Source organism: Mobiluncus holmesii ATCC 35242, from assembly GCF_000185445.1.
Taxonomy (GTDB): Bacteria; Actinomycetota; Actinomycetes; order Actinomycetales; family Actinomycetaceae; genus Mobiluncus; species Mobiluncus curtisii.
The window spans coordinates 530,239-542,300 of the sequence record NZ_GL622346.1 but is presented as its reverse complement, the minus strand read 5'-3'; the positions used below and the strand labels follow the sequence as shown (position 1 = coordinate 542,300).

Here is a 12,062-nt window from a genome sequence, read left to right as displayed (position 1 = left end):
TTGGGCACAGATATTTACGTCTGCGGTCCCTTGGCAATAGCTTCCGCAACGGCATTTTCCAACGACTCCCCCTCCAGATCGGAAAGATTTCGCTGCCGCGCCACAGACTGCGCGGTGAGGTAGAGGAAGTATTCAACGTTCCCACTGGGACCTGGCAGTCCAGCCGGAGCCACGTTCAGTACTGCCAGCCCTGCCGCGTGCGCCTGATGGGCAACATTCTTGACGGTCTCTCCCCGATCATCAGGATTCCTGACCACGCCTCCGCGCCCCAAGCCGTCGCGACCGATTTCAAACTGAGGTTTCACCATCAGTAGGTACTGCGCCTGCGAGTTTGCGGCGCGTTGTAGTGCCGGCAGGACCAAGCCTAGTGAGATAAAGGACAAATCCCCCACGACCAGGTCCGCAGGCGGGGAGATGAGGGCGGAATCCAGTGTGCGCACGTTGGTTCGTTCGAGGTTTACCACTCGACTGTCGGTGCGCAAACTCCATGCCAGTTGACCATAGCCCACATCAACGGCAAACACTTTGGTCGCGCCACGACGCAATAACACGTCGGTAAATCCGCCCGTGGAAGCACCTGCGTCGAGACACACGGCCCCGGCTATCACCGGTGTCGATGGTCCATGAAGCTCCAGGTAATCTAGCGCCCCCAACAATTTGTGGGCGCCCCTAGACACATAGTGGACTGTGTCCGGGTCGCGCAACACGATAGCCGAGCTCAATTCGACCTGCCGAGCAGGTTTCAGGGCCTCCTGACCATCGACCAGCACTTGCCCGGCAGTAATCATCGCTGCCGCTTGGGTACGGCTGGGAGCCAAGTGGCGGCGCACCAGCTCCGTGTCTAGCCTCGCGCGTTTACCCATGACTCGCTGACAGCGCCTCGTCCCCGTGTAAGACCGTCTGCAGGTCGGTGGCTACCTTTTGCAACAGTTCCAGCTGTGATTCCAGGGGTGCTTCGTGCGCAGCTTCAATTTCTTCCCGGTAATCATGCAGGTCCTGGGAATTCAATGCCGCAGGGGTGGGAGCTTGTTTATTCGACATCTGTGGTCCCTTGTCCCACCACCGGTTTTGCGTCGTTGAACTCAGGAGCGGTTTCGTCGGGGTCTAGGTCGTCTTCCTCGCCGTAGTCTCGTTCGACTTCACGCACCACGCTAAACTCGGGGCAATCCACTCGGTTGCCCTGCTCGCGGGCGTACCATACGGCTGCCAGAATAGCGCGGAATTCTCCCAGAGATACGACGGTACCGTCCTCGCTTAACACTCCCAGCCCGCGGACTTCAATATCGTGACCATTGACCCGAGCCCGTGTGTTTTCGGTGTACCACCAGCCGCGATTGCGCAGTTCCGGACGTTCAATCGGTACTGACAGGTCAGCCAAATCCAGAGCCACAAAAGTGGGTCTTTGGGCGGGCGGAGCCATCACTAAATCACGGGGTTTAGTGAGCCCGGTCAGCACTACACAAGACGCCAACTGGGCGTTGTTTGCCCCGAGGATGTCGGTTGCCAATTGGTCGCCAATGGCCAGTGCGTGCCGTTTCAAGATTCTATGTTTGCGTTCCGCCGCCTTCACCCGATCGAATTCTTTTTCTTTCGCCAGGTCCGCCTCGCTGAGAACTACGGGTTCGCTATCCGGATCCTCTTTGGCTTCACGAGCCTGCTTTGCCTGCTCACGCGCCGCCGCAGCGGCTTCTTCATTGGCTTTGACTTCCGCGGCGATTTCTTCATTTCCCATCAAATAATCGTGGCAACGCTTAATCGCTAAATCGTAGATAGAAAGCTCCGGCTTACCGCACACTATCGGTTCGCTCTTGGTAACACGACGAATCGCTTCCACCAGGGAACCGTTACCGATGCCTCGGCCTTTTTCGGTCGGCAGGGAGTAATCCATATTTGTAGCCACCCACTTCGCGCCGTTCGCGATGGCGTAACAGGCCTCGGACAGTTCTGCCCAGCCCACCTCGAAACCGAGTCCTTGCAAGACCCCCGCAGGCTCTTGGTCAGCCGTGGACACGGCTTCAAAGCCCGCCTCCTGCACCGCATGCGGCACTCCTTCGCCCCCGACGCACAGGACTTTCGACCCCGGTTCCAGCAGTTCGCTGAGCTTTGCTGCCCCATCTTGCGCGGAAGTCACGATGTCATCGGGTTCGACTTCAACCCCAGCAGAGACCAATTTCGCCACCACGTCTTGCGGTATGCGCGCAGCATTATTGGTCAGGAACACGAACTTCCCACCCAATTCGCGACCTGCGGAAATGCTTTGCGCGACCCCGTCTACCGGTTGCGCCCCATTCCAGGTTACCCCGTCCAAATCGGTAAGTAACAGGGGGTAAAGCTGAGCCAGGGGGACATTCGCCCCTTGCAAAGTGGTCGGGTTAGCCTTTTGCTCGGCTTCTTCAGCTTCTTGAATATCGAGGATTTCAACGTCCTCTGGTTCCCGCGGAATTAACGCCTGTGCAGCGGCGGCTTCCTCATCCCGCCCCAGCTCACGCAGCCGGTCAGCCTTCACGCTGAGTAGTCGTCCATATTCAAAGCTCTCTGCATCGGAATCCACCTGAGCCAAGGCTGCTTCAATGACTGCCAGCCCGGTCTCATATTCACCCAAATCTGCCCTGGCAGAGGACTCCACCAAAGCAAGTTCAAATTGTTCCGTTCGATCCAAATCCCCCGGTTTCACCGACTTGATGATTTCCAACGCTTTTTCGGGACGTCCCAGACCGCGTTCCGAGTCGGCTTCTACCGATTTCAGCACTTCGATGCCGCTCATCCGCCGGGCAGTTTTCACTTCGCGCAGTGCTTCACTGTACTTGCCACAGGCGTAGGCAGTCAAAGCAACAGCTTCACGAACCACGTCGATACGCCAAGCCATCTTTAGGGCTGCCCGCGCATATTCATGAGCCAGTTCGGGCTGCGTGTCGAACAGTTCCGCGGACATGACCAGGTGCCGAGCCACGTTTTCCGCGGTTTCTTTCGGCAGCGGACTCAGGCGAGACCAAGCCTCTTTATCCAACATATCCCAAGTAATTGAAGCGGGGATTTCCAGATACCGGGAGCGTCCGGTCGTACCGTGACCGCGTTTATCCGACCCGGTGCGACTGCGGTTGTATCCCCGATCGTTGTAGCGTGAGCCACGTTCCGAACCTGCGGAGCGGAAACCCGAGCGCCCCGAGTCACGGCGTTCCCCGCCACGCTCAAAGTTACGTTTGCCACCCCGGTCATCGCGCCGCCAATCATCGCGGTCGTTGTCGCGACGAGGGCGTCCCGAGTAGCCGCCACGTTTTCCACCGCGTTCCTCGCGACTGTACTTGCCACCTGACTTGTATCCGCCTTTACGGTCGCCTTTGAACCCCCCGCGACCTTTACGTTCGTTATCTCGTTTGTCACCGCGCGACCCGCGGTCGTCCCCCTCATTTTCGCGAGACTCGCCTTTGCGCTCGCGCCAATTTTCTTTCGGTTCCTCTGCCAAGTTTTCCCAAGGACGAGGATTGTCTGATTCTGTCACTGTTCTTATCCTTTGCAATCGATCCACTATTCTGTTTTCATCATTAAGTCTACACGTACCTAGAGCAGTTAAAATCCTCAGTTTTGTTTTTCTGCAGGTGCTAGTACCGCTGTCGTTTTCGCACCTCTTGCCCTTAGGATGGAAAACATGGAAATCACAGTAGCGGCGGACGGCTCTGCCTTGGGAAATCCCGGACCAGCCGGATGGGCGTGGTACGTTGACGAAAATTGTTGGTCAGCAGGCGGCTGGACAAAGTCCACGAACAACCGTGGTGAACTGATGGCGGTGGTGGACTTTTTGGAAAAGACTTCCGATATTCCCAACCTGACCATTCATTTCCTGTGTGATTCTCAATATGTCATCAACTCGGTAACGAAGTGGATGCCGGGATGGAAACGCCGCGGCTGGCGCAAAGCTGACGGCAAAGCGGTGCTGAACGATGACCTGATGAAACGCCTAGATGCTGAACTGTCGGGACGCGCGGTGGACTTCCGCTGGGTAAAAGGTCACGCCGGACACACTCTCAACGAGAAAGTCGACAAGCTGGCTCGGGGGGCTGCTACCGCATATCAACAGGGACGTTCCCCTCAAACTGGTCCAGGCTTGAGCCCGGAGCTGTGTGCCTTGGCAGCACCATCCCAGTCGCCTGTAAATGCCTGTTCTTCTGTAAGCCCGATTACAGCCGACGCGCCACTAGAAACTGGAGGCGCAGGGATTCAGGGAACTTTGTTTTAGCTGTTCTCAGATACACCGTCCCCGCGAGAAATCGCGCTCTTCGCGATAGATTGGTCATATGCAGAAACTCTCCCCAAATATTGATGCCCTGCTGGATGCGATGTTGGGTCTGCCGGAACGGCATATCGAGCGAACAGTTGCCCGGCTACTAGATAAGCATCGGGGGATTTCCACACCTGAGCTGATGGATTTGGTGACGCGGCGCTACGTGCGGGTATCTCAAACGGCATCGGCAGGAGTGGGGGCAGGAGCCGCGGTTCCTGGCTCCGGGCTGGCAATCGGGGCAGCTTTGACCGGGCTAGAACTGAGCGTATTTGCTGCCAATACGGCGCTTTATGTGTTGACTATGGCGCGGCTTTCCGGTATTGCCACCGAAAATTTGGAAGCGCGCAAGACTTTGGTGCTCTCGGCAATCCTTGGGGATGAGGCGAGCAAAGTGGTCTATGACCAAGCTGGAGTGGGCATCTGGAATTGGGCACGAATTCAAGTTGCCAACAATGCTACCGCCACTCTGAGCTCAGCCAATAAGGCTTTGGCTCAGTTCGCGGGGAAAAAGATTTCTAAAAAACTTTCGGGACACCTTGTGGGGCGTTTCATTCCCCTGGGTATTGGCGGAGCGCTGGGGTTTATCTCCGGACGTAAACTCGCCCTAGATACGGTGAAAGGGGTCAATACCCAAATCGCCCTGCTGGCAAGCCCGCAATCGGCGCCCGATTGGCGACCTCCGCTTTCAGCGCACACCCCGGACTGGGACGCCATAGAAAGTTAGTGGAACTGCTCCAACCAGGCGTGTTGCTTTAACAGGTGGTGCAGATTCGGGTCGTCGTGTTCGTTAAAGGGATACACTTCCAGGCATTTATCTCCGCTCCACTCGTTGAAGATTGAGTAGGTGCAGGCGGGAGGCACGTACTCATCGCTGAGCGACACTGAGAAATAGGCCGGGTGCATGGCTTGTCGCGCAAAATTGACGGCATCAAAATACGACAGGGTTGTTTCTACCTGCTCGTATTGATCCGGATAGGCACGCAGATAACGCTGCACTTCCCGGTAAGGCATGTGATTATTATGGCTGACCCCATACATTACGTTGCCCAAAGCTAAATCCGACAACACTGCCCGCACGCCCTGGTGCCACGCTCCGACACAAACCGCCAAGGTTCCGCCTTGGGACGCTCCAGCTACAAAAATTCGTTTCGGGTCGATAAAGTTTAAGGTCGCTGCGGCATCAATAGCTCGGTGGGCGTCAGTTATCAGACGGCGAAAATAATAGGTTTCACGATTTTCGATGCCCAGGGTAAAGAACCCGAAGGCGTGTGGAGGGGCTGGATGCGGGTCAGGAGTGGCTCCCCCGGTGCCGCAGTCTCCACCTTGACCGCGACTGTCCATAATGAGATGCACGTAACCGGCAGAAGGCCAGAACAGGCGTTCTCCGGGTACCCCACGCCCCACACCGTAGCCGAGGTACTCCACGATGAGGGGTTGACCTTCACACTTGGTAAATCCAGGCGCTCCTGCCAACCAACCTTTGATGCTCTCCCCGGCAAATCCGGGAAAGGTCACATCGTAAAATTCGACGGTCTCTATCGGGGTATTGACCTGTTGCAGTTGAATATGTGCTGGAATCTGACGAGAGTCCTGCAGCGTGTTGCTCCAAAAAGTTACGAAGTCCGCGGGCAAATTGACCTGCGGTGAAAATTTTTCCAGTTCGGTTCGTTCCATACCGGTTAGCATTGTCCTCCCCGCGGATCCACCGGATGCCCTTATCCAAGTCCATCGCACTCTTGACTGCATCTGCAAACGCTATAATCCTAAACTATTTCATTTTTGAGTTACGCTACCAAATCAGGTCGAAGGCCTTGTGGTTCATGCAGTTAAATGCGATTCGCGGGGAAGCCTAAGCTTCCCCGCGAATACAGATTATTCGCAACGAAAGGCGTTTTCAAGCCTTCCGAGATGGTGACAGCCGCACCATCTTGGTACTACATCTTCTTGCAGCCGCGACGGGTAATCTCATCGGGACCACTGTAATTACCGCCGGGGGTAATGATGGTGCCAGATTCACCCGCGATAATCTTTTGAGCATCGCTGAGCTGCCCAATCGCAGCAACATCACCGGTCAGCTCGACAAAGCGGCAAGCTGCTTCGACCTTCGGCCCCATAGAGCCGGCGGGGAAGCCACCCGCGCGCATAGCGGCAGGGCTGGCCCGGTGAATTTCCTTTTGCTCGGGAGTGCCGAAGTTCTCCATTACAGCGGGAACATCGGTCAAAATCATCAGGAAATCGGCATCCAGGTGCTCGGCCAGGGTCGCGGCAGTCAAATCTTTGTCGATTACTGCCTCCACGCCCTGCAGCTTGCCCTTTTCATTACGGACGACAGGAATACCGCCGCCACCCGCGCAGACCACGACAGCGCCAATGTCGAGCATCCGGCGAATCAACCGGGTCTCTACCACACGCTGCGGCTTAGGCGAGCCGACAACGCGACGGAAGTACTCTCCGTCAGCTTTCATTATCCAGCCACGAGACTTCGCCAGCTCTTCGGATTCTTCCTTGTTGTAAACCTGGCCTACGAACTTGGTCGGGTTATCGAATGCAGGGTCTCCAGCCAAAACCAGAGTCTGGTTCACGAAAGAAGCCACATGCCGCCCCGGAAGGTTATTCTGCAGAGACTGCAACAGCCAGTAACCAATCATGCCCTGGGTTTGTGCACCCAAAGTATCGAAAGGATAGGGCTGGGTCAGATTCGGATCGTTAGCTGACTGCAAAGCCAACACGCCAACCTGGGGACCATTACCGTGGGTGATAACCACTTCATGTTCTTCCGCCAAGGGCGCGAGTTTCTGCACTGCCAGCTCAACGTTAGCAATCTGCGTGGCGGAATCCGGCTTTTCTCCACGGCGCAGCAGGGCGTTGCCGCCCAAAGCAATAACTATACGCATCTCTTACTTCTCTCCTAGCGTCGCCACCATTACGGCTTTAATCGTGTGCATCCGGTTTTCGGCCTGATCGAACACCACGGAGCATTCACCGTTAAAGACATCGTCGGTTACTTCCATACCGTCCAAGCCGTACTTCTGGTAGATGTCTTCACCAACGGTCGTGTGGCGGTCATGGAAAGACGGCAAGCAGTGCAGGAACTTGGTGTTCGGGTTACCAGTCTTGGCCATCAGTTCAGCGTTCACCTGGTAGGGCTTCAGCAGCTTGATGCGTTCATCCCAAACTTCCTTCGGCTCACCCATGGAAACCCAAATATCGGTGTAGACGAAGTCCACGCCCTTGACGCCTTCATCAACGCTCTCGGTGTGCAGGATCTTGGCACCGGTCTGCTTGGCGATTTCTTCAGCCTTAGCAATAATCTCCGGGGAGTTCCACAGTTCCTTAGGAGCCACAATCCGCACGTCCATTCCCAGCATCGCGCCGGAAATCAACAGAGAGTTAGCCATGTTGAAGCGGGAGTCGCCCACGTAAGCGAAAGAAATCTCGTTGTAAGGCTTGCCGCTCTGCTCGTGCATGGTCAGCATGTCACACAGCATCTGGGTGGGGTGCCAAGCATCGGTCAAGCCGTTCCACACCGGCACGCCGGACATTTCAGCCAGGACATCTACCTTGTGCTGGGAGTCACCACGGTATTCGATACCGTCATAGAAACGACCCAACACGCGGGCAGTATCCTCAATAGACTCCTTGTGACCCATCTGAGAGCCGGAGGGATCCAGATAGGTTACGTGAGCGCCCTGATCGTAGGCAGCAACTTCAAAAGAGCAGCGGGTACGGGTCGAAGTCTTTTCGAAAATCAGAGCAATGTTCTTGTTCTTCAGGTACTGAACTTCGCGACCTTCTTTCTTCGCGGCTTTCAGTTCAGCAGCCAGCTCGAGCAGTTCCAGCCACTCGGCAGGAGTAAAGTCGAGTTCTTTCAAAAAGTGACGACCGTGAAAATCAGTCATGGGTTTTCCTTTCAAATAGGTTTTTTCTTGTTGATGGGTAATGCGTGGAGAATAATCTCCAAATTTCTGGATAGTACCATAACAGCACCGCTACGGTTACCGGCCAGAAAAAACATACCCCCGTGGGCTGCCCCGTTGATAACCTCCGAGGCAGCCCGGAGGGGAAACTTATAACCGCTTACGAGTGGCTCTACTTGTAGAGCGGGTCGCGAGCAATCGGGCAGCTCATGCAACGCGAGCCACCGCGGCCACGACCGAGTTCGGCGCCGTCAATCTCGAGGACCTCGATACCAGCATTGCGCAGGTTCTTGTTGGTCTCGATGTTGGAGCGGTAGCCCATCACAACCCCCGGTGCAATAGCCAGGGTGTTGTTCGCGTCGTTCCACTGTTCGCGTTCGACGTTGAAGTAGTCGCCGCCGGTGGGGCAGACATGGAACTTCACGCCCAGCGCTTCGTTCAAGGTGTCGACCAGCTTCGTGCCGTCGCGGCGAATGTCGACGCCGCTGGACTTGGACTCATCAGGACGCAGCGAGAAGGTCCAAGTATTGTCGACGTAAGGCATGTAAGCGTTTACGACGTCCTCGGAGCAGAACGTAAAGATGGTGTCCAGGTGCATTGCCGCACGAGTCCGCGGAATACGCGCCACGATGACGCGCTCAGCAGCCTTCTTGGCGAACAATTCCTTGGCCAGCTCCGTAGTGGCGTTGAGCGAGGTACGCTCGCCCATGCCGACCAGCAGCACACCATCCTTCAGAGGCATCACGTCGCCGCCTTCGATGAAGGTGTTGGGGTGCCACTTCTTGTCTGGGTCAGCGCCGAACCAGATGTTAAAGTCCTCGTTAGCGAAACGCGGGTGGTACTGGTAAATCGCGTGAGTCAGGAGGGTCTCCTGACGGCGAGCCTGCCAGTACATCGGGTTCAGGGACACGCCATTGAACACCCAAGCGGAGTTGTCACGAGTGAACTGAGTATTGGGCAGCGGATTGAAAATCCAGTCGTGCAGGTTGTAACCGTCAGGGGTCACAGCTTTCTTGTACACGCCGCCGACTTCATCGGGAATCTCATCGAGGTTGATACCGCCGATGAGGTAACGTGCCAGTTCCTTGGAGTCCATTTCCGTGAAGTAATCACGGAAGTCCTTGGCGACGATGGGGTTAACCATGTCGTCGGCGACACGGCGATCCAGGATAAACTTGCGAGCTTCCTTGTTATCCAGGATTTCGCTCAGCATGACCTGCATATCGAGTACTTCGATGTCGCGGGCCTTCATCTGAGCCACGAAGTCATCGTGGTGCTTCTGCGCTTCTTCGACCCACAAGACATCATCGAATAGTAGGTCCGAGCAGTTTTCAGGAGTTAGCCGCTTATGAGCTAAATCAGGCCTGCAAACCATCACAGTACGCAGAACCCCTGCCTCAGAGTAAACACCAACTTTGTTGTTCATATTGATTCCTTCCTAACGTAATCGTTGTTTTGGTACGTACGCAGGTCGCCTCAGGGCGCGAAGACTTATAGTCATCGGTACAAGTGTACGAACCGAGCCGAGAGGACCCCTTTAGTCCTCATGCTGTGTGGATATGAAATTATCTTTCAAGAGGTTTTCTTTGGCGATGTCCCGGGTCGGTCGGGTGACCTCACCGAGCCATCGCCAAAGAAAACGCAAGATTCAATTGTCGGTAGTCTTTACAGACCGTTCCAGAACATAGCGCTGATGAAGTCACCCTTGAATACGGTGACCCAGATAATCAGCAGTACCGTGAAAGCTACAGCCACGCCCAGCAAAATCTTGTCTTTACCCTGGAAAGCCGGCCGGTCAGGATATTGTTCCTTACGTCCCTTGTAATACAGCGGGGAGCCAATCAACCACAGCAAACCGTTGAGGAACAGCAGCCCGATGCCGCCAGCCCACAGCAACCAGACCGTGTAGACGGTAGCGATGACGCCAACGCACATCCGGTAGCCCTTAGAAGACTTCACACCTTCCGCTTCGTTGCGTCCATGCGAGGTCTGAATAATCTGGTAGATTGCCGAAATCACGTAGCACGGAATAATCAGCGAGGCCGCGATGGTAATCAAGTCGGTGTAGCTCGAGGCAAAGCCCAAAATCATGATGATGTAGACAATGGAAGACACAATGTTGGTCACCCACAGCGAAACTGTCGGGGAGCCTTTCCGGTTCGTCTTGCCAAAGGCCGCCATGATGTTGTGGTCAGCTGCCGGCACGAATAGAATCTCGGAGGCCAGCATGACCCAGGTCAGCATAGCGCCAGCCACGGAGATTAGCACCGCAATGTTGATGAATCCGGCACCCCAAGGACCGACCGCAGCCGCCATCGCACCGCCCATGGACGGATCGGCGAGTCCAGCCAACTCGGGCTGGGCCATCAAGCCGTAGGACAGGACGTTCACAAATACCAGCAATGCCAGCACGGTAAGGAAAGCGATAACCGTAGCCTTGGCCACATCGCTGGACTTCTTGGCACGAGTGGAGTACACCGAAGCACCTTCGATACCGATGAACACCCAAACCGTAACCAGCATCATGTGGGAAACCTGAGCCATCACCGGACCAAGCCCGACTTCTTCGCCCTCGGGACCAACCTGCACCACGTTGCCCCAGAAGTCAGCCGTAAAGAAACCGACCTTGAAAGCCACAGCAGCACAGATGATAAAGACAACAATCGGAATAATCTTAACCGCGGTAACAATCGTGTTCACGAACGCTGCGGTACGGATACCGGCCAAAATCAGGAAGTGAATCAACCACAGGCAGACCAGACCGAATATCAACCCCGCGATAGAAACGGAATCTCCTTGCATCAAGCCGGAGAATACCGCGAATCCACCCAGAGCTGACGTGAAAAAGGCAATGTAAGAGAGGTTGCCGGCCCAAGCCGATAACCAGTATGACCAGGCGGACATAAAGCCGCCGAAGTTGCCCAGGCCTTCGCGTGCGTAGCCATAAACACCACCAGTGATGTCTGGACGAGTTGTTGCCAGAGATTGGAACACGAAAGCCAGCATCAGCATACCGATGCCGGTAATCAACCAACCTATCAACAGCGGCCCCGGCGCCGCTTTGCCAGCCATCTGGCTCGGTATCCCGAAGATACCCGCTCCAACCATGGAACCTATACCAAAAGCAATCAACGGGAATAGGGGAAGCTTAACTTCCTCTGTTTCCGCAACAGCATTGTCGTTGCTCATTCTTTACCCTTCTATATGGAGTGAAGTGTGCGGTCTCGAAAACAGCGTTCTCGGGGTATGCGCCCCATTGCCGCTGCCCTAAAAACATCTGTTATTTTTCGCACTAATTCATTGTATTACCTGTTCACACGTAAATCGAGGGATTTCCAAATTTGAATAATTATGCGTATACCCTTCTTTGTCCCCCTGTAGTCCGCATCCAGAGAATGCATATATTTTCATGTTACAGTAGGCGGTTTTGGGGGGTGGTAGCGCGTTCGGGAGGTGGCACAAGCGTCGGGCTCTGGCTGCACAAGGTCGGTGGGGTTTGTTCGCCTCGTCAGGCTTTAAGGGGTATTTGAGTCCGTGCCTGGCAAGTTATTCCACGGGTTGCGCATTCGTTGCTGGCACTGGCACACGCAAACAGACTGAAAAACCAGGAAACGGGAAAACGACACTGCGCCAAGACGGTGAAAATCATTCAGCAGCGCGCCCGAAGGGACTCGAACCCCCAACCTTCTGATCCGTAGTCAGATGCTCTATCCATTGAGCTACGAGCGCTTCGCGTACAAGTTTAATTGAAGTGTCCCGGGTTTTGTTCCTAGGTTTTTTTGAGAGGGTTGTTTTATGCCTTGGAAGTATTCGCGGGAGTTTAGGGATTGTGCTGTTGGGTTGGTGTTTGACCGGCTTCGAGACGG

General features: G+C 55.3%; 10 protein-coding genes and 1 tRNA gene. 2 read left to right on the top strand and 9 right to left on the bottom strand.

Annotation, left to right across the window (positions count from 1 at the left end):
* Positions 1 to 14: 14 nt before the first annotated feature.
* Genes HMPREF0576_RS02240 through HMPREF0576_RS02230 form a run of 3 tightly spaced genes read right to left on the bottom strand, consistent with a single transcriptional unit; the run spans position 15 to position 3,010 of the window.
* On the bottom strand, positions 15 to 863 hold the full coding sequence (locus tag HMPREF0576_RS02240; protein WP_004009759.1) for a TlyA family RNA methyltransferase: 849 nt from the start codon (positions 861 to 863) through the stop codon (positions 15 to 17).
* Complete coding sequence (locus HMPREF0576_RS02235; RefSeq protein WP_004010534.1) at positions 856 to 1,041, bottom strand: hypothetical protein; 186 nt, start codon at positions 1,039 to 1,041, stop codon at positions 856 to 858. The genes HMPREF0576_RS02240 and HMPREF0576_RS02235 overlap by 8 nt, the downstream gene beginning before the upstream one ends.
* Entirely contained in the window at positions 1,031 to 3,010 is a 1,980-nt protein-coding gene (locus HMPREF0576_RS02230; protein ID WP_004010533.1) for an HAD-IIA family hydrolase, read from the bottom strand. Before HMPREF0576_RS02230 ends, HMPREF0576_RS02235 begins: the two co-directional genes overlap by 11 nt.
* Before the next feature lie 627 nt (positions 3,011 to 3,637).
* Between HMPREF0576_RS02230 and HMPREF0576_RS02225 the strand changes: the two genes are divergently transcribed.
* Both HMPREF0576_RS02225 and HMPREF0576_RS02220 read left to right on the top strand, forming a co-directional pair.
* A complete protein-coding gene (locus HMPREF0576_RS02225; RefSeq protein ID WP_004006606.1) occupies positions 3,638 to 4,234 on the top strand; it encodes a ribonuclease H family protein in 597 nt (198 codons plus the stop codon).
* Positions 4,235 to 4,292: 58 nt separating this feature from the next.
* Positions 4,293 to 5,003 (top strand): hypothetical protein, encoded by a 711-nt coding sequence (locus tag HMPREF0576_RS02220; RefSeq protein ID WP_004006605.1) that lies wholly within the window; start codon positions 4,293 to 4,295, stop codon positions 5,001 to 5,003.
* On the opposite strand, the gene HMPREF0576_RS02215 is transcribed toward HMPREF0576_RS02220, so the two are convergent.
* The 6 genes from HMPREF0576_RS02215 to HMPREF0576_RS02190 form a co-directional block, all read right to left on the bottom strand.
* Positions 5,000 to 5,953 (bottom strand): acetylxylan esterase, encoded by a 954-nt coding sequence (locus HMPREF0576_RS02215; RefSeq protein ID WP_236585900.1) that lies wholly within the window; start codon positions 5,951 to 5,953, stop codon positions 5,000 to 5,002. The two genes, HMPREF0576_RS02220 and HMPREF0576_RS02215, sit on opposite strands and share 4 nt — an antisense overlap.
* 260 nt (positions 5,954 to 6,213) lie before the next feature.
* On the bottom strand, positions 6,214 to 7,173 hold the full coding sequence (arcC, locus tag HMPREF0576_RS02210; RefSeq protein ID WP_004010532.1) for a carbamate kinase: 960 nt from the start codon (positions 7,171 to 7,173) through the stop codon (positions 6,214 to 6,216).
* A gap of 3 nt (positions 7,174 to 7,176) precedes the next feature.
* Positions 7,177 to 8,178, bottom strand: coding sequence for an ornithine carbamoyltransferase (gene argF, locus HMPREF0576_RS02205; protein WP_004006601.1), 1,002 nt, complete (start codon positions 8,176 to 8,178; stop codon positions 7,177 to 7,179).
* Positions 8,179 to 8,368: 190 nt separating this feature from the next.
* Entirely contained in the window at positions 8,369 to 9,622 is a 1,254-nt protein-coding gene (locus tag HMPREF0576_RS02200) for an arginine deiminase (RefSeq protein ID WP_004006599.1), read from the bottom strand.
* Between the two features lie 239 nt (positions 9,623 to 9,861).
* Positions 9,862 to 11,385 carry a basic amino acid/polyamine antiporter gene (locus HMPREF0576_RS02195; RefSeq protein WP_004006598.1) on the bottom strand — a complete coding sequence of 508 codons (1,524 nt, stop codon included), beginning with the start codon at positions 11,383 to 11,385 and terminating at the stop codon, positions 9,862 to 9,864.
* A gap of 467 nt (positions 11,386 to 11,852) precedes the next feature.
* Positions 11,853 to 11,925: transfer RNA gene (locus HMPREF0576_RS02190), tRNA-Arg, on the bottom strand.
* Positions 11,926 to 12,062 lie beyond the last annotated feature (137 nt).